The sequence below is a fragment of the Photobacterium kishitanii genome, assembly GCF_000613045.3.
Taxonomy (GTDB): Bacteria; Pseudomonadota; Gammaproteobacteria; order Enterobacterales; family Vibrionaceae; genus Photobacterium; species Photobacterium kishitanii.
This window is the reverse complement of the sequence record NZ_LN794353.1, coordinates 199,368-223,985: the sequence shown is the minus strand read 5'-3', so window position 1 is coordinate 223,985 and position 24,618 is coordinate 199,368. Positions and strand designations below refer to the sequence as shown.

Annotated in this window: 20 protein-coding genes; 6 read left to right on the top strand and 14 right to left on the bottom strand. The window is 37.7% G+C overall.

The genetic code is table 11. The features are described from left to right. Positions 1-681 precede the first annotated feature (681 nt). Positions 682-2,307, bottom strand: coding sequence for a phosphoethanolamine transferase (locus tag PPBDW_RS16280; protein ID WP_036790365.1), 1,626 nt, complete (start codon positions 2,305-2,307; stop codon positions 682-684). Positions 2,308-2,664: 357 nt separating this feature from the next. Between PPBDW_RS16280 and PPBDW_RS16275 the strand changes: the two genes are divergently transcribed. Next, on the top strand, positions 2,665-4,236 hold the full coding sequence (locus tag PPBDW_RS16275) for a phospholipase D family protein (RefSeq protein WP_243423025.1): 1,572 nt from the start codon (positions 2,665-2,667) through the stop codon (positions 4,234-4,236). A 47-nt stretch (positions 4,237-4,283) separates the two neighbouring features. On the opposite strand, the gene PPBDW_RS16270 is transcribed toward PPBDW_RS16275, so the two are convergent. Both PPBDW_RS16270 and PPBDW_RS16265 read right to left on the bottom strand, forming a co-directional pair. Beyond that, positions 4,284-4,952 carry a glutathione S-transferase family protein gene (locus PPBDW_RS16270; RefSeq protein ID WP_036790361.1) on the bottom strand — a complete coding sequence of 223 codons (669 nt, stop codon included), beginning with the start codon at positions 4,950-4,952 and terminating at the stop codon, positions 4,284-4,286. Between the two features lie 85 nt (positions 4,953-5,037). Beyond that, complete coding sequence (locus PPBDW_RS16265; protein ID WP_036790358.1) at positions 5,038-6,762, bottom strand: electron transfer flavoprotein-ubiquinone oxidoreductase; 1,725 nt, start codon at positions 6,760-6,762, stop codon at positions 5,038-5,040. A gap of 581 nt (positions 6,763-7,343) precedes the next feature. On the opposite strand from PPBDW_RS16265, the gene PPBDW_RS16260 reads away from it, so the two are divergent. After that, positions 7,344-8,726: a peptide MFS transporter gene (locus PPBDW_RS16260; protein ID WP_036790355.1), complete on the top strand. Its 1,383-nt coding sequence runs from the start codon at positions 7,344-7,346 to the stop codon at positions 8,724-8,726. An 81-nt stretch (positions 8,727-8,807) separates the two neighbouring features. Here the strand turns inward: PPBDW_RS16260 and PPBDW_RS16255 are convergent, their stop codons facing one another. The 8 genes from PPBDW_RS16255 to fliB all read right to left on the bottom strand — a co-directional run bounded on the left by PPBDW_RS16255 (position 8,808) and on the right by fliB (position 17,061). After that, entirely contained in the window at positions 8,808-10,169 is a 1,362-nt protein-coding gene (locus tag PPBDW_RS16255) for an MATE family efflux transporter (protein ID WP_036790352.1), read from the bottom strand. A gap of 210 nt (positions 10,170-10,379) precedes the next feature. Next, positions 10,380-11,282 carry a metal ABC transporter permease gene (locus PPBDW_RS16250; protein ID WP_054262137.1) on the bottom strand — a complete coding sequence of 301 codons (903 nt, stop codon included), beginning with the start codon at positions 11,280-11,282 and terminating at the stop codon, positions 10,380-10,382. Further along, positions 11,275-12,174, bottom strand: a complete 900-nt coding sequence (locus tag PPBDW_RS16245) for a metal ABC transporter permease (RefSeq protein ID WP_082386845.1) — start codon at positions 12,172-12,174, stop codon at positions 11,275-11,277. Before PPBDW_RS16245 ends, PPBDW_RS16250 begins: the two co-directional genes overlap by 8 nt. 9 nt (positions 12,175-12,183) lie before the next feature. Then, positions 12,184-13,008 (bottom strand): manganese/iron ABC transporter ATP-binding protein, encoded by an 825-nt coding sequence (locus tag PPBDW_RS16240; protein WP_036790349.1) that lies wholly within the window; start codon positions 13,006-13,008, stop codon positions 12,184-12,186. Next, positions 13,008-13,922: a metal ABC transporter substrate-binding protein gene (locus PPBDW_RS16235; RefSeq protein WP_036790346.1), complete on the bottom strand. Its 915-nt coding sequence runs from the start codon at positions 13,920-13,922 to the stop codon at positions 13,008-13,010. Before PPBDW_RS16235 ends, PPBDW_RS16240 begins: the two co-directional genes overlap by 1 nt. Before the next feature lie 148 nt (positions 13,923-14,070). Further along, positions 14,071-14,742: a protein-methionine-sulfoxide reductase heme-binding subunit MsrQ gene (gene msrQ, locus PPBDW_RS16230; protein WP_036790343.1), complete on the bottom strand. Its 672-nt coding sequence runs from the start codon at positions 14,740-14,742 to the stop codon at positions 14,071-14,073. Further along, positions 14,742-15,755: a protein-methionine-sulfoxide reductase catalytic subunit MsrP gene (gene msrP, locus PPBDW_RS16225; protein ID WP_036790340.1), complete on the bottom strand. Its 1,014-nt coding sequence runs from the start codon at positions 15,753-15,755 to the stop codon at positions 14,742-14,744. The genes msrQ and msrP overlap by 1 nt, the downstream gene beginning before the upstream one ends. A gap of 118 nt (positions 15,756-15,873) precedes the next feature. After that, complete coding sequence (fliB, locus tag PPBDW_RS16220; RefSeq protein WP_036790337.1) at positions 15,874-17,061, bottom strand: flagellin lysine-N-methylase; 1,188 nt, start codon at positions 17,059-17,061, stop codon at positions 15,874-15,876. Between the two features lie 199 nt (positions 17,062-17,260). On the opposite strand from fliB, the gene PPBDW_RS16215 reads away from it, so the two are divergent. From PPBDW_RS16215 to PPBDW_RS16205, 3 genes are all read left to right on the top strand, one after another. Continuing rightward, positions 17,261-17,746, top strand: a complete 486-nt coding sequence (locus PPBDW_RS16215; protein WP_036790335.1) for a hypothetical protein — start codon at positions 17,261-17,263, stop codon at positions 17,744-17,746. 90 nt (positions 17,747-17,836) lie between these two features. Next, complete coding sequence (locus tag PPBDW_RS16210; protein ID WP_036790332.1) at positions 17,837-18,970, top strand: acyl-CoA desaturase; 1,134 nt, start codon at positions 17,837-17,839, stop codon at positions 18,968-18,970. 291 nt (positions 18,971-19,261) lie between these two features. Continuing rightward, on the top strand, positions 19,262-20,167 hold the full coding sequence (locus tag PPBDW_RS16205) for a L,D-transpeptidase family protein (protein WP_036790329.1): 906 nt from the start codon (positions 19,262-19,264) through the stop codon (positions 20,165-20,167). Between the two features lie 252 nt (positions 20,168-20,419). On the opposite strand, the gene PPBDW_RS16200 is transcribed toward PPBDW_RS16205, so the two are convergent. From PPBDW_RS16200 to PPBDW_RS16190, 3 genes are all read right to left on the bottom strand, one after another. Next, on the bottom strand, positions 20,420-20,683 hold the full coding sequence (locus PPBDW_RS16200) for an Lpp/OprI family alanine-zipper lipoprotein (RefSeq protein ID WP_036790326.1): 264 nt from the start codon (positions 20,681-20,683) through the stop codon (positions 20,420-20,422). Between the two features lie 458 nt (positions 20,684-21,141). Further along, positions 21,142-21,735, bottom strand: coding sequence for an SCO family protein (locus tag PPBDW_RS16195; protein WP_036790323.1), 594 nt, complete (start codon positions 21,733-21,735; stop codon positions 21,142-21,144). Between the two features lie 176 nt (positions 21,736-21,911). Beyond that, entirely contained in the window at positions 21,912-22,832 is a 921-nt protein-coding gene (locus PPBDW_RS16190) for a polyprenyl-phosphate transporter (RefSeq protein ID WP_036790320.1), read from the bottom strand. A 1,343-nt stretch (positions 22,833-24,175) separates the two neighbouring features. Between PPBDW_RS16190 and PPBDW_RS16185 the strand changes: the two genes are divergently transcribed. Then, positions 24,176-24,598, top strand: coding sequence for a hypothetical protein (locus PPBDW_RS16185; protein WP_054262136.1), 423 nt, complete (start codon positions 24,176-24,178; stop codon positions 24,596-24,598). The last annotated feature ends 20 nt before the right edge of the window (positions 24,599-24,618 follow it).

Below are 24,618 nucleotides of genomic sequence, written 5' to 3'. Positions count from 1 at the left end.
GATGCATGATGTGCATATATTGGTGTGCGGGTGTGCGGGTGTGCGGGTGTGCGGGTGTGCGGGTGTGCGGGTGTGCGGGTGTGCGGGTGTGCGGGTGTGCGGGTGTGCGGGTGTGCGGGTGTGCGGGTGTGCGGGTGTGCGGGTGTGCGGGTGTGCGGGTGTGCGGGTGTGCGGGTGTGCGGGTGTGCGGGTGTGCGGGTGTGCGGGTGTGCGGGTGTGCGGGTGTGCGGGTGTGCGGGTGTGCGGGTGTGCGGGTGTGCGGGTGTGCGGGTGTGCGGGTGTGCGGGTGTGCGGGTGTGCGGGTGTGCGGGTGTGCGGGTGTGCGGGTGTGCGGGTGTGCGGGTGTGCGGGTGTGCGGGTGTGCGGGTGTGCGGGTGTGCGGGTGTGCGGGTGTGCGGGTGTGCGGGTGTGCGGGTGTGCGGGTGTGCGGGTGTGCGGGTGTGCGGGTGTGCGGGTGTGCGGGTGTGCGGGTGTGCGGGTGTGCGGGTGTGCGGGTGTGCGGGTGTGCGGGTGTGCGGGTGTGCGGGTGTGCGGGTGTGCGGGTGTGCGGGTGTGCGGGTGTGCGGGTGTGCGGGTATGCGGGTATGCGGGTATGCGGGTGTAAAGATCAATAATAGGCGTTTTGCAGCGACCAAAAAGGGCGCTGCAAAATAGGTTGGTTAGTTCGTTAATATTGTCAAATTATGCGTCAGTACTGCATTGCTTAAACATATCTAACGATGGATTGTATAGTTTCGTGGATATATGCATAAGCCCTAGTACGCTAGAGAATAGATTATCCTGAGATAGACCGCTCTTTTCATTGAGTGCCATTTTGTTTAGACAAGCCATATCGATACCACGTTGTTTAATGAAACCATCACCAAACCAAGTGATTAAAGGGACATGCTTCTGATATTTAGGTGCAAACATATACGGTGTGCCGTGTAGATAAATTCCGTCTTCACCGAGGCTTTCTCCATGATCACTGAGGTAGAGTAAAGCGACATTATATTTAGGCTCATAGGTTTTCAATTTGTCAATGATCTTTGACAGAACATAATCCGTGAAATGGATAGTATCGTCGTATTGATTCACCAATTCTTTGTGCGTACAGTTTTGAATGTCACTGCGATTACAACGAGGCGTAAAAGTTTCCATATCTTTAGGTACACGCTCGTAATACGTTGGACCATGACTACCGACTAAATGGAATGCAACGACTTTAGAGCCAGTTCCCATGTCTGTGATTCGTTTATCCAGCCCTTTTAATAACACAGTGTCATAGCACATTTCGCCATTACAATATTTTGGATTGTCTTTGGGATTTATTGCAACATACGAAATACGTTTAGCAACCCCTTTTGAGCCCCCATCATTATCTATCCAGAGTGTTTTAATACCTGCTATGTGTAACATGTCCATCAGGTTGTTTTCATGATGGGCAATATTGGCATCGTAGCCTTTTCGAGTCATATTGCTAAACATGCAGGGTACTGAAAGTGCCGTATAAGTACCACAGGATTGCACCATACGGTAGCTTTCTAGATTTGAAAGCGATTGTGTATATGAATTGGTGTCGTTACCTTTATAGCCATTTAAAGAATAGTTATAAGTACGTGCTGTTTCCCCAACGACTAAGAAGAATAAAGTGGGTTTTTTACCTTCATCTGCTTTAACAACATGAGAATCTGTTCCGATATCTCTGAATTTGATTGGCTTGGTAAAATAGGTCTCTTTTATATATTTTTCTAGCCCATAAATAGGGTAAGTAGGTACGATCATTTTTTGGAGGTAGTGATTATTACGTCCAATACTTGCAAAATCTTTGTAATGAGAAAAAGCCAATCCACCCGCGATTACAATTGATAATACGCCAACCAAAATATTCTTTAATGTCGATAATACATAACGTTTGGGGCCACCAAATTGATGTTTGTGAAGGCAAATCAAAATAACTGGAATAATACCGGTGATAACGACCCAAGAGATAACAGAGACATTCAGATATGACAGTGCCTCACCTTGATCGGTTGAGAAGATATTTAGCCACATTTGATCGGTAAAGAGTACGTCGTAGTTTAATGTTTGAAAACTAACAATACTCGACACAAGTGTGATAACAGATAATATCGTTTTCGTTAAATAGGGTATATATACTGAGAATATGAGCGAGAAGATGCTATTTAGTGCAAAAAATAAGAATAATCCACAAATGACTTTGAGAACGATCCCATGTGTATCGACAGTATCAACAATGCTATTGAACTTTGATAGCACTGGATGATTTAAGACCACTGTGAAATACAATGATAGTAAAGCGATCATCCAAGTATAGGATGTACGAATTCGCTTTAAAGAAGAAAGATTTTTATTCAAAGGTGAAAAACTCTATTTATAAGTAAGTACGTTTATTGATCGGATATTATCCAAACATTAACAACTTGGCTTTTTTTATTATAGATATATAAGATTGCATCTTCGGCTTAATATGCAGCCTGTTTTTCATGATTTTTATTATGGTTATATCATCATGGCGAAAATGAATGATACATTTTATGTATGTATTTTATGCATATAGTATTTAAACACAGTTATCGTTGACGAAATGTTATAAAATAGGAACGGCTAATAATGATAGATACTTGATAAAGTATTGTGTTTTTATCACTGCAAGGAGAGCGCGTGGACGAGAATCAAGTAGACAATAAATCAAGAAGTCGATGGTGGCGCTATAGATTAATGTATTTGTTAGGGTTTAGTGCAGTTAATGCACTATCCGGCTGTAATTTAGTTTATTGGGATGAGAATTTTGATAGTTATCATAACCTGTCCAAGACAAATCCTTATCCATATCATAGTGTTGCCGTTTATGATTCAAATACCGACCAGAATCGTAATGATATACAAGTTTTAAATAGTGGTGTTGCAGCATTACAGATGCGTATTGATATGATTCGACGCGCTAAGCGAAGCATTGAAGTTGAGTATTTTATTTTCTCCCCTGATTTAAGTGGCAAAATAATTGTTCGAGAATTGGTAGCTGCAGCTAAACGTGGCGTTAATGTACGTATATTAATTGATAAATCAGCAACTGTATTTGAGTTTGATGAGTTTTATGCTCAAGCCTTATTGCAGTATGGTATTGAGGTTCGTTATTACAATGCCGCACCGCTTTATTATATTTCTACGATTAATTTTCGAAATCATCGTAAATTGCTGGTGGTTGATGATCGTGAGGCGATCACTGGTGGGCGAAATATAGAAAACGATTATTTTGATTTATCTACTCATTATAATTTTCTAGATCGTGACTTATATGTTGAAGGCTCGATTGTACCAGTGATGCGTGCTTCTTTTGATGCTTTTTATGAACATAGCATTAGTGAGCGTTTTCAAGCGCCTCAACAACCGACTTACCGAGTTGAATTACAAAAATATGAACGACGAGTAGCACAAGTGGCTGATTTTTTAGAGCCAAGTGAGGTAGAACAAGCTGCTCGGATTAAAATTGAAGCCATCGCTCGTCCTCTTTTATTACAAAAAAAACGTTATTCCTGTCCTGAAACTACATTTACTACCGATGCACCAGGTGGTTCTTTTTGGACACGGTTTAAAGACCCCTATAGCGATAACTATCGATTTTTACGTAAAACTATTTTTGATAAAGTGATGTCGGTTGATCAAGAATTGATATTGGCATCACCTTATTTGCTCAACAATCGTAAATCTGAGCATTTAATGCAAACAATGTTAAATAAGCAGGTTAAATTAACCCTCTATACAAATTCATTGTCATCTACAGATGCATCTTATGTTGCAGCACAATTGTACCAACATGTTTATGATTGGCAAAAATTGGGTATTACAACCTATGTACATGCCGGTGAGTGGATAGCTGAAACGGAAGTGGTTTTTCCTGAAACTAGACAAGCTCGATGGGGCATGCATTCTAAAACACAGATCTATAAACGTAGTAACGGTAATGAGGTCATGGTCGGTACATACAATATAGATAACCGCTCTAATCATTATAATACTGAAATGGGGTTATTTTGTAAGGGTAATGACGAACTAGTCCAAGCTGTCGAAGCGAGTATTTTACAGCGGGCTCAGCAAGGTTATAAAATAGTTGAGAATGAGGAAGCGGTTGATCGTAATGGTAATAAAGTAAATGTTTATGGTGCAGGGGAACCTGATACAACCAAAATGAAATATATGTGGTTGCCATCATGGATGTTTAACTTTTTATTATAACGATTACTTTTTGCAGCGACCAAAGAGGACGCTGCAAAATAGATTAACTAGTTTGTTAACATTTTTTGAATTTGCGCTGCTCGTTCTTGGTCCGAAAGTTCAGCTTTGGGAGGTATGGTAATACCTTTTTGGCATGCAGGGCGTTGTTCAATGAGGGCTAACCAGCGTTGTAAGTGCGGTAATCCTTCTATATCGATACCGCTCCACTCATGTATTCGAACCCAAGGCCAAGTCGAGATATCAGCAATGGTATATTCATCACCAGCTAAATATGTATTTGTAGCTAGCTGTGTATTCATTACTTCAAATAAGCGACGGCCTTCATTTTGATAGCGTGAAATAGCGGCTGGAATTTTTTCAGGGAAATAACGGAAAAATACATTAGCTTGTCCCATCATTGGACCAACGCCACTCATTTGAAACATTAGCCATTGCATTACTTGCGAACGCTGTTTGATGTCTGTTGGTAGAAATTTCCCTGTTTTTTCTGCTAAATAAACGAGAATCGCTCCAGATTCAAATACAGCAAAGTTGTCATTGTCACGATCAATAATCGCAGGAATACGACCGTTAGGATTAATCGCTAAAAAGGCAGGTTCTTTTTGTTCTTTTTCAGATAAATCAATTGGGTGTACTTGATATTCTAGTCCTAGCTCTTCAAGCATTATTGATATTTTATAACCATTAGGGGTTGCTGCTGTGTAGAGATCAATCATCCATTTATCCTTATATGGTGGCGTATATTCAAGTATCATACTGTATTCATGTTACCATTAATTAGACGTAATTGATCGGTTATGGTTACATACCTGAATAGTTAGGACCGCTACCGCCTTCTGGTGGTATCCAGCTAATATTGATTGACGGATCTTTGATATCGCAGACTTTGCAATGAAGGCATTTGCTAGCATCAATCTTAAATATTTTCTTGTTTTCTTGTTCTGTAATAGTAAATACGCCAGCAGGACAATAGCGTAAACTTGGCTCGTTAAAGTAATTAAAGTGCTGTTCTATTGGTAAATTTGAGTTGTGTAACAGCAGATGATTTGCTTGATTTTTGCGGTATGAAATATTAGCTAAAGCGACTGATGAGGCTATATCAAAACTGAGTTTTCCATCTGGTTTTTGATAATAGATCGGTTGTGTTTGTGTTGTAGTTAATAGCGCTGTTCTATCTGCAATTGAGTGGGGGAGTGTCCACGGTAACTCGCCATCAAAATATTGTTGTTCAATATAATTCGCAATATATCCAGGAATTTGGCCGAAATGATGAGTATTTGCAGCAGTATTTCGAGTCTGACTTAATTCGGTATATAACCAACTACTTTCAAATAATGTTTGGTAAAGTGGCTCAGTATAAGATTCATTATTTGTTAATTCAGTATAAATCGTTGCAGCAGCTAACATGCCTGATTTCATTGCGGTATGACAACCTTTAACATTATTGTTATTGAGCGTACCTGCATCGCAACCCACAATGACACCGCCAGGAAATGCTTGTTTAGGTAATGAAGCTAGACCTCCCTTAGTGATAGCGTGTGCGCCATAACTTATTCGAGTACCTCCTTGGAGTACTGATGCCCAAAGGGGATGGTGTTTTAGCCGCTGAAATTCATGGAAAGGGCTCATATATGGATTACGGTAATCTAAATCAGTAATTAATCCTACTGCGATTTTATTATCATCTAAATGGTACATAAAACCGCCACCTGTAGAGTGAGATTCATTCAATGGCCAACCTAGAGTATGTACGACTTTACCGGTTTGATGCTGTTGTTGCGGTATTTCCCATACCTCTTTGATCCCTAATGCATAATGCTGGCTTTGACTATGTTGATTAAGTTTAAAACGATGTATTACGTCTTTACCTAAATATCCTCGGCTGCCTTCCGCCAAAATAGTATAACGAGCATGAAAGCTAACACTCTCTTTATAATCATCTGTTGATTCTCCATGTTTATTCATGCCACTGGCTTTAGTTTTTACTCCTGCTACATATTTGGTGCCATTTTTTTCATAACTCACTAATTCATCAAGGGATATGTTTTTTTTATCACATATAGGGTGCGTACCATAGATGATTGTATCAATACTGACGCCAGTAAAAATATCAACATTTAGTTGTAGGGCTTGTTTCGCTAACCAACGGCAGAAAAGGCCGAGACTGATAACATAGCAACTGTGTGTATCTAATGTCTGTTGAGTCACAGATTGAGGCAAGGGGAGTGTATGTTTTTCACTTATCAGCCAATGGGTTGTAGTGTCAGTAATTGCTGTTGTGACGGGACAATCTGTTTGCTGCCAATCAGGAAATAGTTCGTCAAGAGCACGGGTTTCAAATAAAGCTCCTGAAATGATATGTCCTCCTATGGTGTTACTTTTTTCGAGTACACAAATAGAGATTGGATTATCTTTACGTAATTGGGCTAATCGGCAGGCAGCCGCTAATCCAGCCGGTCCTGCGCCAATAATAACAACATCATATTGCTGGATCTGAGAGGTATGGTTATTACTCTCCTGCTTCATATTACATTCCTTGTCTGACTTAGTTTAAATATAGTTGAGTTGCTAGAAACGTAAATAAAAGCAGGCATTAATAAGTGGCAATATATAAAGCGGCGAGTAGCAATAAAAGAACGATTATAATGGTGAATATATGGCACTTAAATATCATAAATAAAGAGAATATGAATAGTTTATGCATACTGTTTTATTGGTGTTTCGTGGCATTATTTTATGTTTAAGGGCATATTAATAGTAACTATTATCATTTGGTTAATGTTTTATGGTTATTTATTGACCTGTTTTGCGTCTTGGTCTTATTGTTCAGTAAATATTTACAATTAAAATATATAAATCTACATATGGTTATTTGTATGGGGTTTTATATGGCATACATCTGATTTTTGCAGTTTTTAATTTCAAATTATTAGTGTAACTAAATCTTTCAATTTGTTTGTCATTGTTTCAAGTTTTGTTTTTATTCAATACGTTATCTCTATGACTTATTGTTTTGAAAATAGCCGCTATTGAAAGATATTATGTTGTCCTTTATAACTGGAAGAGCATTTATATATTGAATAAATAGTGAAAAATAAGGAATAATTATGAGCAGGGACATGAGTACTTTTATGGGACATCCAAAGGGGTTGTTCTTGCTGTTTAGTACTGAACTATGGGAGCGTTTTTGTTATTATGGCATGCGTGCCATTCTTGTATTGTATTTAACAGATAAAACAATGGGGGGAGGTTTTGGTTGGACAACCAAAGATGCCCTTAGCTTATACGCAACATATACTGGTCTGGTTTATTTAACACCGCTTATTGGTGGCTGGATTGCTGATAATTTCTTAGGTCAACGCCGTTGTGTCATTCTTGGCGGTATCTGTATGGCCGTCGCTCAATTTATCCTTGCGCTACCTAACTCTGTTGTAGGCTCTTTTGCATTAAGCGCATTTTATGGTGGTTTAGGTTTAATGATCATTGGTAATGGTTTGTTTAAAGCCAATATCTCAACGATGGTTGGTGATCTTTATCCCGAGGGTGATAATCGTCGTGATGGTGCATTTACCATTTTCTATATGGGTATTAATTTAGGATCTTTACTGGCTGGCGTTATTGCGGGTACTGCCGTGAGTATGTATGGCTGGAAAGCGGGTTTCGCAGCATCTGGTATTGGTATGTTAGTAAGCTTACTTCTACAGTTGGTATTTGCTAAACGTTTACTTGGTAATATTGGTATAGAGCCCGCAGCAAAACGCGATGCAGCGAAGAATGCTTCTGGTAAAAAAGAGCCATTAACCGCTATTGAACGTGATCGTCTAAAAGTGATTATGTTCCTAGGTTTATTCGTGGTAGTTTTCTGGGCTGGCTTTGAACAGGCTGGTGGCTTGATGAATATCTTCACTCAAGAATATACTGACCGTATGATTGGTAGTTTTGAAGTTCCTGCGGCTTGGTTCCAATCATTAAACCCATTCTTTATTATTACGTTAGCACCTATTATTGCATCATTTTGGATCAAGCTAGGGCCTAAAGAGCCAAGTTCACCAATTAAGTTTGTGTTTGCGTTATTGTTCCTTGCTGTTGGTTTCTTATTTATGGTGGGAGCCGCGATGCAGCAGGGTGGTGATTTAAGTGTGAAAACATCAATGTTGTGGTTAGTTGGTGCATATTTCTTCCATACACTAGGTGAGTTGTGTATTTCACCGATTGGCTTATCAATGGTCACTAAACTAGCGCCACTGCGTTTATGTTCATTATTGATGGGGGTATGGTTCGCATTTAATGCATTAGCAAACTACGCAGCAGGTATTGTTGGTTCACATGTTGGTGACGCCGGCGCGTTAAACATCTTTGCAGGTATTGCTATTGCAGCAGTTGTTTCAGCAATTATTCTATTTTTGTTCTCAAATAAACTTATTCAATGGATGCATGGTGCAGAAGGCCATCTTGTTGAAAAGAAAGAAGCGATTATTGCTGAGGTTTAATTAATTACCAAAAATTGTAAATGAAAAAGCCGATGGCAGTAATGTCATCGGCTTTTTCATTGTTTTTAAGTCTATTGTTATTTATTGCTGAGATTCAGTATCGACATTGCTCATTGAGAGCTTTCTTAACCTAAATACCATCCATAAGGTAAGTGCTGCGCTACAGATTGGTAATGCAAGCCAAACGCCATTAACCCCGATACTATGCGCGAGTACAAAGATTGCTATTGATATGAGAATTAATTTACCTCCCGTTAGTAGTGAGGCTTCCTTGGGCATGTTAATTGCTTGAAAGTAAGTTGCCCCAACAAGTAATAAGCCTTCAAAAGGCAGACCCCAAAAGTATAACGACATGCCTTTTATCGCTTCCGGTTGCAGTGCAGCATTGTCTCCTGCAAACATATATACCACAGCTTCTGGAATGCTATATAAGGTAACAACGCCAATTACACCAATTAGTAATGTGATCATAAATGCGAGGTTGCGAATTTTAGCAACACGATCTTTCAGACCTGCACCGGTATTAAAACTTACGAGTGGTTGAGTTCCTAAGGCAATACCTTCAAAAATTAAATAAAAGAATGCTTCGGTGTAACTAACAATGCCATAGGCAGCAACATGAATCGGTTTGCCAACCATTAGAAATGCTTTGTTGTGTAGGATTAATACTACTGAGAGGTACATGTACATTAATAAACTTGACGTGCCTAATTTGAGTATTTGCAATACAGTATCAAATTTGATTTTTAGGCTATCCCATCCAATACGCAGTTGCGTTTTATCAGTAAAGAAATGTTGTAAACATAAAATACATGTAACAGCTTGAGATAGCATGGTAGCAACGGCAGCACCGGTTAATCCCCATGGAATAACGACAATGAATAACCAATCTAAAAAGATATTTAATACGCCACCTAAAATCATTATCAGAGTAACGCGATTAGGCTGCCCATCGTTACGTAGTAATGCTGAAAATGCCATAGAAACAATAGCAAAGCTGCCCATGGTGAAATACCAAAAGAGGTACTCTGATGCCATTGCTAGAATATGGTCTTTAGCACCGATCCAAATCAGAATATCTTGTCCAAATACCAAGCCGAAACTACAGAAAATAATAGCAGCAATAATACACAGTGTTAGAGCATTACCTACTATATGGCGCGCTTGTTGAGTATTATCTTCCCCCATTTTTATAGAAACTAATGCCGATGCCCCCATACCTATCATGGCACCAATAGCATATAGAATAGAACCAATAGGATAGCCAAGCATAATCGCGGCAAGACCATCTTCACCGATAAAGTGACCAACAAATATTCCGTCGACGGCAACATAGATACCAGTGATAAGCATGGCGGCAATTGTTGGCAAGGTATAGCGCCAAAAAAGACGAAAAATTGAATCATCACGTAAAGATAACGGTTGAGTTGTTGATACTGTCATTGGACAAATTCCATGTGAACCGCAGAAGTAGATGCAAAAAATTGTGCGCATTGTCTGTGGATTCAGTAGGTTAGTCAATCCAATAAACTGTATTTATGGCGAAGAGATCACGTGATTTGAGTGTTAATTATGTAATGTGTAAATACGCCAAGGAGCGACGATAGTGTTCTTTGGCGTATTGCTGTAGGAATGGAGTAATGGGGGATATGGTTATGTTGGATTATTAAGTGGTGTTATTGGATGTTCATCATCATCTATTAAATGTGTTTTGATATTTTGTTGTTCTACATATCGGTTTTTTATTGTGGTGTATGTAAAGACCCCAATAAAATTAGCCGTTAATAATAAAATGATGGTTGGTCCCGGCGCGCTATCAATAAAAAAGCTGAGATACATGCCGAGAAAAGCATTAGCAACAGAAATTAATAATGCCAATACTACCATAGTTTGAAAACGGCGGGTTAGCATAAAGGCTGTAGCTCCTGGTGCAATGAGCATCGATATCACTAAAATCATGCCTACTGCTTTTAGGGCAGCGACAATGGTGAGAGAAAGTAAAGCAAGTAAGCTGTAATGCAACACTTTTGTTGGTAAACCAATGGCTTGTGCATGTTGATGATCAAAGATAAATACTAATAAATCTTTACCTTTAAAGATAGAAAATAGAATAACAGCCAATGTAATTACTGTTGCTTCACCAATATCACGCCAACTAACACCTAAAGGATCACCAAATAGAATATGATCTAAATGGATATTACTCTGCACTTTGGTCATTAAGACGATACCGAATGCAAACATTGATGAAAATACGACTCCCATAATAGTATCTTCTTTAATACGGCTATTCTCTTTTAAATAGCCCGTTGCTAAAGCACAAAACATACCAGCGACAAATGCACCTAACGTAAAAGGGATTGCTAATACATAAGCAATTACAATTCCAGGTAGTACAGAGTGGGAGATAGCATCTCCCATTAATGACCAGCCTTTAAGCACTAAAAAACATGAAAGTAATGCAGTTGGAATAGCGACCAATAATACAATCAAAAATGCTTGCTGCATGAAAGTAAAACTAAAGGGAGATAGCAGTAAGTCTAAAAAATCAGCCATGGGACGCAGCTCCTGTTTCGATCTTTGATATATCTTTTGATAAGGATGTATGTGGGTGCTTAGCGTTGCGAATGCTGGCTAATTTTCCGTGTTTAGGGGCAAAAAAGAACGCCATTAAAAAACACGTGGTTTGTAATAAAACAATGACGCCACCTGTTGCTCCATCAATAAAATAGCTTAGATAGGCACCGATAAATGAACATCCCGTACCAAAGCTGACACTGTATATAATAACGTGTGAGAACTTATCACTTAGTAGATATGCAGTTGCTCCGGGAATCACAACCATTGCGATCACTAAAAAAGCGCCGACAGTTTGTAGTGCTGCAACGGTTGATGCACTGAGGAGAGCAAAGAAAACGATTTTTAATGCTGTCGGATTTAAACCAATTGATTTAGCGTGGTTTTCATCAAAAAAAACCACCATGAAGTCTTTCCACTTCACTAATAAAACGGCTAATGATACGCCACCAATAATAATAATTTGTAATGTGTCGACTGGCGTTATTGCTAAAATGTTACCCATTACAATGGTCTGAATATTAACGGCAGTTGGATAGAGGGAGACTAAAAATAACCCTAATCCAAAAAATGAAGTAAAGATAAGTCCGATGATAGCATCTTCTTTTAACTTACTACGTTGGCTTAAAAAAAACATAGCGGCCGCAGCTAAACCGCCAGAAATGAAGGCGCCAAAGGCAAAGGGAAGCCCTAACATATAAGCTCCCGCAACCCCTGGCACAATTGAGTGTGATAATGCATCACCAATTAATGACCAACCTTTAAGCATGAGATAGGTTGATAGAAAGGCACAAACCCCACCAATTAATGCGCTTACCCACATCGCGTTAATCATGTAACTATATTGGAAGGGTTCCATTAAATAATCCATGTTAGATCCTTAGCTGTTACCGTACATGACAATGGGACGTTTATGATCCGACAATACATTCACTTGACGTTGATCATCATCATGATGGAGATCTTTTCCACCTAAAATGAAATGTCTAAGTACACCGCCAAATGCAATTTTAAGGTTTTCAGGCGTGAAAATGTCTTTTGTGAATCCTGATGCTAAAATTGTTTTGTTTATTAGTACGGTACGATCACAAAAATCAGGTACGCTACCTAAGTTATGAGTAGAAACTAACATTACTTTACCTTCGTCACGCAGTGCGCGCAGCAATGCCATGATTTGCTCTTCTGTTTGTACGTCGACCCCAGTAAATGGCTCATCGAGTAGAATGACTTTACTTTCTTGGGCGAGTGCTCGAGCAAGAAAAACGCGTTTACGTTGCCCACCTGAAAGCTCACCAATTTGACGCTTTCGATAAGGCACCATATTGACTCTCTCTAATGCTGATGTGACTTGCTGATGATCTTCTGCTCGAGGAATTCGAAACATATTCATATAGCCATAACGACCCATCATTACTACATCTTCAACGAGAACGGGAAAGTTCCAGTCTATTTCCTCGCTTTGAGGTACATAAGCCACAATATTTTGTTTTAAAGCACGTTTTGCTGCTATACCCATTATGTTAACTGTACCTTGGCTAACAGGGACGAATCCCATAATAGATTTAAATAAGGTTGATTTACCGCTGCCATTGATACCGACCAGTGCTGCTATTGAGCCTTGTGGAATACTAAAGCTGGCATTGTGCAATGCCGTATGACCATTACGGTAAGTGACAGTTACGTTATCGATAGTTAATCCAGACATTATTGGTTCAATCCTTGCGCGATAGTGGTTGATGTAACTGCTAATAAATCAAGATAAGTCGGTACCGGCCCAGTGCTATTACTCAGAGAATCGACATATAGCACACCAGCGTAGTTAGCACCTGTTTCCCTCGCGACTTGTTGTGCGGGTTTTGCTGATACAGTACTTTCACTAAAAATGGCATCAATATTATGTGCACGTACTTGGTCGATAACATGGCGTACTTGTTGTGGTGTACCTTGTGCGTCGGCATTGATTGGCCATAAGAAAAGTTCATTAAGGTTAAAATCTCGGGCTAGATAGCTAAATGCTCCTTCACTGGTGACTAACCATCGTTTTTGGGTTGGAACTTTGTCAATTTGAGCACGTATAGGATCAATAGTTTGTTGAATTTGTTGTTTATATTTGGCGGCATTACGGTTATATGTTGCGGCGTTTTTAGGATCAAACTTAACTAACGCTTGTCGAATATTTTCTACGTAAATAATGCCATTCGTGGGTGACATCCATGCATGAGGATTAGGTTTACCATCATAAGGACCTTGAGTGATATTTAAGGGAGAGATATTGGTTGATACGACAGCAGAAGGTACATCATGCAAATTGTTAAAAAATTTCTCAAACCATAATTCAAGGTTAAGTCCGTTATATAAAATTAAATCAGCGTCTTGTGCTCGGCGAATATCGCCAGGTGTTGCTTGGTAATTATGAATTTCAGCATTGGGTTTGGTGATTGATGTCACTATAGCGGCATCACCAGCAACATTTTGTGCCATATCAGCAATGATGGTGAAAGTGGTGACGACTTTAAATTTATTGTCAGCATGAGCTTGAGTGCTAATGCCTAACATTGAAAGTGAAAGTGCGATTATAGAAAGAGGTTTTGCAAAAGGTGGTGTTAAAAAGTTGATCATTGAATTGTCCCTATATGAAGATCCTATGTCTTATTAGAGTTATAACAAAGCAATGAATCGAATGCAAATGATAATCATTTGCATTCTTGGGTTTATTTGAATTTATCTGAGATTAAAGGTAACGATAGAGTTTTCGTCTTAATTAACTTTAGTTATTAGAGATCTTTGAGGCAGATTTAGTGGAGTATTGATTGTTAGTTTTAGTAAACCATTTGCTCAACTTTTGTTTACGACAATAAAGTAAGCAAGCACAGATTAACAGATAAATCGAGGGCTCAATAATGTCTGATTTTACTGACCAGTAATAATGAATTGGACTTAGTATAAGCGCCAGATAAACCCAATTGTGCAATTTTTGCCAATACTTACCTAAGCTGCGTTGTACTGCTTGGGGAGAGGTTAGTGCCAGTAGTAATAAAATAATTCCACTAACAACTCCAATGGCAAGATAAGGACGCTTAATAATTTCACTGCCTAATAAAGCCCAATCAAAATTAAGATCTAGAGCAAGGTAGGCACTAAGATGCAAAGCAACCCAAAAGAAACTATATACTCCTAATAATCGTCTTAAGCGTATTAATCCGCCTTGTTTATATTTTTTAGCTAATGGTGATAATAAGAGAGTAAGAATTAGAGTATTTAGTGCAGCTTTGCCCGTAAAATGTTCAATACCTTTGATTGGATCTGCGCCAAAACCACCGTTGAGAGTGTTATAAACCAATAGCGTAACAAACAATAACGAAATAGCATGAATAACTACTTTCATTATTAAAATACGTGTGGGTGTGAGGCGGTATTGTTGAACATATCGAGTGAGCATTAATAGTTCCTTTTTAAATCCATACCTTTATATAGCGAAGCCACTTCTTCAGCATAGCCATTAAACATTAAGGTTGGTTGGCGGCGACTGCTAAATACATTACCTTCACCGATAAACCGTTCACTTGCTTGACTCCAACGAGGATGATCTACTTGGGGATTAACATTGGCATAGAAGCCATATTCACTGGCTGCCAACCGATTCCAAGTTGTTGGTGGTTGTTGATCGGTAAGGTGGATCCGTACAATAGATTTAATACTCTTAAATCCATACTTCCATGGCACAACTAGGCGTAGTGGTGCGCCATTTTGCGGTGCTAATGTTTTGCCATATAATCCAACCGAGATCATCGTTAGTGGATGCATTGCTTCATCAATGCGAAGTCCTTCTACATAGGGGTAATCAATACCACCACCAAGGCGGGATGATGCTTGCCCTGGCATTTGTTTTGGATCGTACAATGTTTCAAAGGCGACATACTGAGCTCGTTGTTGAGGATCAGCCTTTTTTATGATGTCGCGTAAACTAAAGCCTATCCAAGGAATATTCATTGACCAAGCTTCAACACAACGTAAACGATAGATACGTTCTTCTAAATTAAATTGATTGAATAAATCATCATAATCAAGAGTGAAAGGCTTATTGACTAGGCCGTCTATGGTGACGTTCCAAGGATCCGTTATAAACTTTTCAGCACGTACAGCAGGAGAAGACTTATCTGCACCAAATTCGTAGAAATTATTGTAATGAAGCACTTTATCTTCAGGTGTAAGCGATAATGTCGAGTTTGATAATGGTGACGTCGCCCCGATAAGTTGCCGACGATGATCAACTGCTTGCTCTTCTGGCGATGAAATAAAATCAAACAATCCAGCCTGGGCATTGGTTGATAGCGGTAGTCCTACAGCAGCAATGCCTAGTTTTTTTAAAATATCTCGACGCTGACGATAAATAGATTCTGGTGTGATGTCACTTTCACGTAAACCCCATTTGTTTGTGTTCTTAATTAGCATAGGTTTCCTTCCTGATAATCGGTACTAGTAAATAGACAGACTAAGTACCGATTATCTTTCAAAAAAAGGAAATTTTTTTCAAATCATACTAATTATTCAAGTTAATAAAGATCAATTTTTAGTGCGTTTTGATTAACATTAACGAAAGTAGGTTTTCATCTGTACTTACTTCGCTTCTGATCTTTTTGATATTATTAACATAATCTTTATTATGGCTGCGAATGCGATGATAGGTTTGTACCACTAAAATTACATCATCATCCATTAATGGCCGCATAGAAGCTAATGCTGAAAGCGCACCACGGATAATAAAAATATCACTGATTAAGTCATTGAATACTTGCTGCATGGATTTTGAAGGGAAGTCATTTTGGTAGAACACATAAATAATGTAGTTAATCCAGATATGACTATTCTGAGTAAAGTATTCTCGGTAGTGATTGTTGAAGCCATGTTGAAGGATTTTGTTTTGCTTATGGCTATCACCATTAGCAAGGCTTAGTGCTTCAAGTAGTTGTTGGTGTAGTGAATTTAAACGAGTATATGCCACTTTGAAACTGCGCGTTGATTCAAGATTTATACGGAAGTTAAAAAACTTAATTAATAGACCAGCATAAATATCTGATGAAGTGCGTTGCTCACGGTACAGTTTATCGAAATTATTGTTATTAATTTCTTCGCAACACAGCAGTAGCCTTTTGTGTAATTCTTCTATGTTGTCTTTATGAGGTTCAATTAAACGTAATGTCATTCCTATGTAGAAAAGGCGTTGCTCTAAACTAATATCATTTAGAAAAAGAATGTCGACGAGAAACTGTTGAACTTCAGCATGCCAATTAGGACGAGTATAGTTGTTTGCTTTAAATACATCGTTAGTTGTATTTTCTTGATGAAATTGCATGGATGTAGGGTTAAGCAACACTTGTCTGGCTGCTTCTGGGCAAGACAAAGATAAGTTATGCTCTTTCTTATTACCACGGATTGTAGAAATACGGGGATAGGATTGACACGTTTGTGATAAACGTTTGTGACCATGCTCTTTATGTACTTCACACAGCCCGTTTTCTTCACGGAAAGGGCAAATACCGTCGTTATTAAGACTGATTTTTGCGTAATAAGGGGATGTGTCACCCTTAGTTCGCATGATTACATCTGCTGATTTTACTTTTAGCGAACTTTTTTGTGTCATGAATTGATACGTTGATTTATCTATTGCGATATCCCAACTATGACAACAGTGATCTTCACACTTGTCGGCAATGCACGAGAAGTTTTTGATGTACTCAGGAGTGATGATTGCTCTCATATTTTCAAATTTTACATCTTTATCAGAAGGATAATTATCATGTTATGGGAAATTAATGGTGATGCAATATTCTATGCTCCATATTGATACTATTTTCACAGAACAAATAAATACTTGCAAAATATTGTTCATAGAACTAGCAGCGTAATCAATATATTGCGTGTAGACTATGCCGCTTAGAAATTTTATTGAGGTTGTTATGAGTGCTATTAATAAATTCAATGCCAATATTGAATTACAGCATATTTACCTAGAAGTATATTCTGAACGTTATTGTCACTTACGGACGTTTTTAGAGTCTTATTATTGTTATCAACATGGGCTAGTGACTAAACAAGGTAAGCCTGACTGGATACAAATATTTGATGCTGGTAAGCGAACTGTCGCAGCAAGCCAAATTAAGGAACGAAAATTGCTTGTTAGAGAGATGGTAATGCCATTATCGGTGATTACAGGGCATTTTAAAGCATTAGTGCGTGATGATGAGGCAACGATTGAGAGCATTCAAGCTATTATTGATAATTGTCTTGAGTATATCATCATGACACGCGAGGAATACAACGTGGTAGCACAAGCTGGATTAAAAGAGACTATGCCTGCGAGCTATTATCAACCATCACATAAAGATTATCGTTGCATTACTGCTCGTTTTGAGGCGGCAGGAATCACATTATTGATGCTGTAATAGCGTTTAATATTGTTGGTTAGTTGAATCACCCTAAGTACCCAGTGTAGTGTGGCTTACATGTGTACGCTGAAAATAAGGTGAAAAAGGATGATACCTCAACAGCAAAGACCACCACTAATTTGGTTGAATGTGATTCTATTTACACTAACGTTTGCTATCGCAACCATTGGTGTTCCACTCTATTGCTACTTTTATAAACTTGAGCTTACGCTTGTCATTATGACTATCGTGGCATTCTGCTATTGTGGTATGTCAATTACTGCGGGTTATCATCGCTTATGGGCGCATCAAAGTTATCAAGCAAATTGCTTTTTGCGATTGATATTTGCACTTGGTGGGGCATTTGCGTTGCAAAATAGTATTCTACATTGGTGTTCAGATCACCGAGTGCATCATCGCCATGTTGATAATAACCTCAAAGATCCATATTCAGCTAAAATGGGGTTCTTTTATAGCCATATTGGTTGGATGTTACGGCAATATCAAGCTAGTCGTTATCATGACTATTCAAATTGTATAGATTTACAGCAAGACCCTATTGTGGTTTGGCAACATAAATATTATTTATTCTTAGTAGCAATAATGAATATTGGAATACCTGTAGCAATAGGGTTGTTATTAGGCAATATGTGGGGAGCTATATTGTTTATTGGGGTCTTGCGGTTAGTATTAAGTCATCATACTACATTTCTTATTAATTCATTGGCGCATAAATGGGGTTCTCAACCCTATATAGATCGTAATACAGCTCGAGATAACGGTGTTATTGCATGGTTAACATTCGGTGAGGGGTACCATAATTATCATCATATCTTTGAAAACGATTACCGAAATGGTATTCGCTGGTGGCAATTCGATCCTACTAAATGGTTAATTAAAGGTTGTTCATTACTAGGATGGACGACAAATTTGAAAGTAACGTCTGCTGACAGAATTGAAAAAACCCGCGCAAAAATGGAATTTATACGGTTGCAATATAAATTGAAAACACTGCCAAATAATAGTGTCCGTTTATTGCAATTACAATATGAGTATGAAGCGTTAATCAGCAAAATTTCCGATTATTACCAAGTAAAAAAGCGCTTAATAGACTTGCGGCAGAAGAAGTTAGTCAATAATTATGAGAGCTTTGAGTTTATGCAACAGTATGAGTCTATTCGGCAGAAATTAAAACAACAACGACGTGATTGGAAATATTTAGTACAACAATACACTGTTTAATATTCAAAAATCGTTATTGAGCTGTTAGGTCTTACCAAGATTTAACAGCTCTTTTTTATGAAGGGTTATAGTTATATAGCGTCATCATGCTATTAGTTAGCACGTCGCAACTAATATTAATGTAGATTTACTGTTACCGATAAGCTAGTAGATTAAAATGATATCAAGTAGTATGGCAGTAGAGCTTAAAAACACATGTAATAATTAGATATAGTTATTGTATGCATAATTAATTACAGCGTTTTACATCCATGATTGAATGTTTGTAAGATCTTAACCGGAGATATTGTCGTGTACCGCGCATTACTTTTGTCACTCACATGTTTAGCCTCATCCGCAGCGCATGCAATAGAATATAAGCTACCTACTGATGGTAGTAATATCGTTGGTACAACAGAATATTATGAAGTAAAGCAAGGTGATAGCCTTGCTGATATAGCTAATAAGTATAACGTGGGTTTTCTTGGGATGATGGATGCTAACAAAGGTGTTGATCCATTTTTACCACAACCAGGAAAATTATTACAAATACCTACTCAAGTTGTACTACCAGATGTAGCACATAAAGGTATTGTGGTTAATCTTGCAGAATTACGTCTTTACTATTTTCCTAAAGATGATGCATCTACTGTTTATGTTTTTCCTATTGGTATTGGTCGAGTTGGTCGTGAAACACCGAATATGATTACATCGATTAATGAAAAAGTGAAAAATCCAACCTGGACACCACCTGCATCTATTCGTAAAGAGCACGCCGCAAAAGGGGATATTTTACCTGCAGTTGTACCTGCGGGACCAGATAATCCGTTGGGTGATTATAAAATGCGATTAGCTTATGGTCATGGCGAATATCTTATTCATGGAACTAATAAAGATTTCGGTATTGGCATGCGAGTGAGTGGTGGGTGTATTCGTATGAATCCTTGGGATGTTGAGTGGTTATTTCCACAAGTTCCTCTAGGTACTCAAGTACAAATTATTAATCAACCTGTAAAAATATCTCGTGATCCTGATGGTGAGTTGATCGTGGAAATTCATTCGCCATTATCTAAAGATGAATCTCAAATTGGCGTTAAGAAAAGTGTTGAAGCACCTAAAGTCTTATTGGATGACATTGAAGGTGATAAAAAGGCGACACAACGATTGTACTCAGAGTTAGATAAACAATCAGGTATTCCTGTTATCCTAAAATCTTAAATAATAGATAGATTGCCATAAAACGAGATATAATTATCTCGTTTTTTTTGCGCATTGAAAATCATAATAAGACGTCTAATCATTATTATATTGTATAGGTTGGGCGGTATTGTGCCGCTATATTTATTTTTTATTGAATATAATATGGTAGGGGTTTAATTAAGGTCACTTAATAATGAACAAGATTCGTTAGTATAAATAAAAAGAGACGGCATGAGCCATCTCTTTAGGTATTTTACGACTAAGTATTGATTACTTAGTGTATGAACCAGCAATGTTATCAATACGCTTATTAGCACGCATTGCTTCTTGGTATGCTGCGTCAGATGCTGCACGAGAATCATTTACTGCGCCTACGATTTGGTCTTGTTGACCTTGTAGTGCACTAACTTGCTCAGATAGTGTGTCAACTTTGTTAGTTAGTTGCTGCATTTGACTTACTTCATCAGAGCTAGAACAACCTACAAGTGAAGCACTTAGTAAAACACCAGCTAAGATAGATACAGTACGTTTCATTTTTATATAATCTCCATATTGATTTAGCCACTACAACTGTTAAGTAAAGTTTGAGTTGGCAAATTCATTATGGCATAACTTGTTATAATTGCTCATTAATTTTTTTTGGTTGAGAAAAAAAAATCCGATTAAGTTCGCATTTTCGAATAAAAAAAGTACATATTTAACCGTTTTTTTGCATTTATATTTAATTCCGAACAAGCATAAACCCGCTTAATATAAGGGGTTACAAGTAATTTCTCGTTTTTAGTAATGGGTAAAGTCAGGGTTATGTAAAAATTTGCGAGCACTCAAATAAATAACATAATAGATTAAAAAACGAACAAAAAATCAGTAATGAAAAACATTGTGAACTTATATTAGGCTACAAAAAAATAGTGTGTTTAATTATTAAATACGGCATATGTGAGCCTTGTTTAATATGGTTATTCACTTGTTAGTTATCTATATATCATTAATTAGTTATTTATCTCTGCTGTTATTATCGGAATAGCGGCGATTAATTGAGAAGGATTAGCCATGTGAGGGAGTTTTTTAATTAGTTCACCAGTTGGTTTTAAAAAATAAAAATAAGAATTGTGATCTATAACGTATTTTATTTCAGAATTATCTAATGTGTTTTTAATATAGAGTACGCCATATGTGTCAGCCAATGCTTTAATTTGTTGTTCGGTTCCTGTTGCACCTGTAATCGTGGCATCAAAATAGGCCGCATATTGAGCACTTATATTGGCTGTGTCACGAGTAGGATCAAGAGATATAAAAATCGGCCATAATTTGTCACGTTGTTGTTGAGGAATAGCTTTTAAAGCCGCTGATAACACCGCTAGCGATGTTGGACACACATCTGGACATTGTGTATAGCCAAAATAGACTAAACGTATACGCTGGTCTTCTTGGTTAAATAAATCTATGACTTGTGTTCCTGATTCTAAAAAGTTCATTGGATAGTAAGGTTCACGTGCAATATCTGGATCGTTACTATCGATCATGTAGCGAGTAAATAGGCCTGCAACTAAAGCAAGAGCAAGGATAAGCCATTGGTATTTCATTCATTCGTCCTTAAATATTCCCAGATAATCTAGTTGGGATAAATGAATTATGAATACAGATGTCTATAAAAGGTAGGCAATGAATGATTTTTTGTGATGTAGCATCATAGATTGTAAGAAAAGAATAAAAAAAGCAGCCACATGGGCTGCTTCTATGTATAGCTTGGTATTTGTAATTAGTCGTCGTTGCGTTCAGCGTATTTTTCAAGACCCCATACAACAGCTAGTCCTAAAATCATGGCAAAGATAGCATAGCCTAACAACGCTGGGTGTCCTGTAACATGCTCATAGCTAAATGGTGAAAGGTTATGCTCAATAAGTGGTACCTGCTCACCATGTGAGTTTGTACGCCATGAGATAACTTCTTTCCACGGCCAAATTTTACCTAGGGTACCAATCATTAGACCGGTTAGTAGTGTAAGTGCAACATCACGATAGCTGCGCAGAATCCACGAAAGTACATGTGAGAATGTTAATAGACCCACGACACAACCGATAGCAAATAACCCTAATGTAACTACATCCACTGATTTTGCTGCTGCTAAAATAGGGGCGTACATACCAAGAAGAAGTAAAATAAAACTTCCGGATATGCCTGGTAGAATCATTGCACAAATCGCAATAGCGCCGGCAATAAGAATATTTAGTGGTGTTGGATCCATTGCTACTGGGTGCAGAACGGTAATACCATAAGCAAAAGCGATACCAAAAATAATGGCAATAAAGCGGCTAATACTCCATTTATCTACTTGTTTAAGCATGTGAATAACTGAAATAATAATTAAGCCAAAGAAAAATGACCAAAGTGGAATTGGATGAGTATGAAGCATCCAGGTGATCAATTTCGCGAATGTAAATATACTCGTTAAAATACCGCCAAAGAGACAGATTAAAAATGTGCCGTTAACGTGCTCAAATGCTGCTTTAATGCCACCTTTGCGTATTACCCCGATTAAACTAGGGTTTATACGACGAATACTTTCAAGCAGCGTATCGTAAATGCCGGTGATGAATGCGATCGTACCGCCTGACACGCCAGGAACAACATCAGCTGCGCCCATTGCCATGCCTTTTAAAAAGGTTGATATTTTACTCATTGGATTCCGTAACTGTGATAGCTGAATAATTAAGGTTGAGCATTATACAGCGAACTACTAAAAACCACTATTAAATCATAAGTATAGTATTTTCTTATGTGTAACAAAATAACTATGCGAATGGTGGATGATATTGAATTAATTATGATGCCACAACATGCAGATAATAGTGTGTTTTTTATGTCAACTTAGCGTGATAGTTTATGGGTAATTAACGTTGTCTGTAACGTTGCCATTAATATCAATTATTGCGTCATTATGGATGAATGAGGATAGGGTTAAATTTAAAGGTTCATTGTAAGGACGAGGTACTTGGCTGCTATTTACTTTGTTTAAGACTGAAATCTCTAATGCATATGTTTATTTAGTGGCAATTTAATCGTATCTAATGTCACTAGAGGTGGCGTCAATTTTATGACAGCTATTATTGGGGGGATCGAATACGGTTCTCATTACCAAGTTCATCATAACAAAGTAAAAAAGAGTCACGCTGAAGTAAATACATATGATTAACGATACCGACAGTATAACCTTAACCATATGAATTTTATCTATAAATAATAAAGGCACTGATTTTTTTGTGATGGTCTTTGAATTATAGTGTGGTTGTTGATGGTAATAGACCAATAGTGATGAGTCATGGCGCGTAATATGAATTAATAGAGTAATTAATCTATTGGATGAATATCTATACGATTTTCAATATTCAGCGGTAGGTTGTTCAGCTAATATTTAGCATTGATAGCTATACTATTGTTCTAGAAACAAAGGGTTAATTCCTCAAGCTTATTATAAAAGCAGATGGTATTTATTGACTGCAATAAGTTACAGTGTAGCTGAATCAGTGGTGTAATATGCCAAAACATATCTTTGAATTATTATTGACCGTTGGTGCAATAGTGCTTGCTGTCAGTATATTTATGCTTATCGTTATCCATTAGTTTTTTTAAGCCGTTATAAGTACACAATACTTATAGCGGTTTTTTTGTTGTATTTTAAAAATAAAAAAAGCCATCACATTATTCGATATTAAATCGGGATTTATTGATGTGATTCGGGATGGTTAGTTGTATAAAAAACTGGTTATTGTTGTTTTTTGAGAATTAAAACCTATAAATGGCTCTTTTCCCGATCGTGGATATAGTTACTATTAAGTATATTATCATTGGATTCTTTGACTATAATTATTTAGTAACAATGACTTAAGCTTTTTTTATATGATTGATGATTTTTATTTCATAAGTGAAATCTTTTACTTCATATATACAAAGTGGTATTTAGATGAGAAAATACCTTCAGGGACTACATTGAGCTGTTCTAACATATTATAAGTGAGGGAAAATATGATCTTTGGGTTGATTATGTTGTTATCCGTAGTGGCAGGTATACTATCAGGTGAGCATTTTCATTCATTTATAGCGGGCTTTGGTATTGCAGCTATAGCGATAGGAACTGCGTATTGGTTGGCTTTTCGTGTAACACGTTACCCACAATTAGCCTTATTGATGTTACTTGTTGCGATGACGGCTAAATTAGCGGTTACTGTTACTGGAGTGATGTGGGTCGTTCAAACAAACATGATGAGTTCACCATTTGTGTTTTCATTGTCTTATTTGTTTTTCTCTATCGTTGTTAGTTACTGCTACTTTAAGTTGAGAGAATATCAAATGTCTGTTGCAGCTAAACGAAATACAGTTGTTTTTTCTACATCGACACAGCAAGAATCAGCATTAATGACATCTCCGGTTACAGCAGCGAAGATTTAATTAAAACGAATATTATTAAA